This is a genomic window from Hymenobacter defluvii (assembly GCF_017589435.1).
GTDB lineage: Bacteria > Bacteroidota > Bacteroidia > Cytophagales > Hymenobacteraceae > Hymenobacter > Hymenobacter profundi.
Genome location: NZ_JAGETX010000095.1, coordinates 1 through 756, shown reverse-complemented (window position 1 = coordinate 756; position 756 = coordinate 1). Strand labels below are relative to the sequence as shown.

The window sequence follows — 756 nt, the reverse complement described above, 5'->3', positions numbered from 1 at the left end:
ATGTACCTCCATTCAGGTCTTCTTCCAGCGACAATTTGCGTAGCCGCTCTGTGAATACCCACCAGATAACGAGATAGGATACAGTACGAATCAGGTAGAAGGGTACGCTAAGGAAACCACTTTTGCCAGCGATGATAGGATCATAAGTTTTACTACCAGGGGTCATAATACCTGGAGTTGTCCAGTGGAAGATGTCGCTGTGCCATAGGTTCAGCAGGAAAACGACAACTAGAATGATACCACCTGGCAGAATCCAGGCACTAGTAGCTTCTGGTACGCGCCGAATAGCAGCTGACCAGCCAGCGTATGCAACAGTATTAATTGCAACCCAAACAGTGCCTACGACTGATAAGCCAAGGAAGAAAATGTTGCTGTGCCACACGCTCACTATAATGCGTTTAATCCAAAGCGGACTACCGTGGTGAGCACCAGCGTGGCCAGCAGCCTCGTGACCAGTAGCATGCTCAGCTCCTACCCCGAAGAGTGCCAGAGCTACGCCGATGATGAACAGAACAACGCCGGCTAGAATTAGCCAAATAAACTTTTTACGGGTATCGGACGAAAGTACCAGGTGTTCAGCCGTGGCGCTTTCGTGGTGCGTCAGTGTTGCCATAGTTCCTTAATTCGCCGTTCCGTTAGTTGCTTTTGTATTACCCTGTCCGGGGGTAGCCGAACCGGTTCCAGCTTGCGCTTCTCCTACAGCAGACTGATTAGATGAATCGGAAGTTTCCGTTGAATCAGAAGCAGCGCTTGTTG

The 756-nt window shown here is 49.9% G+C and carries 1 pseudogene; it reads right to left on the bottom strand.

The window, feature by feature from the left end:
• Positions 1-613 (bottom strand): annotated as a pseudogene (locus J4D97_RS23120) (quinol:cytochrome C oxidoreductase); the annotation flags it as partial.
• Positions 614-756: the final 143 nt, after the last annotated feature.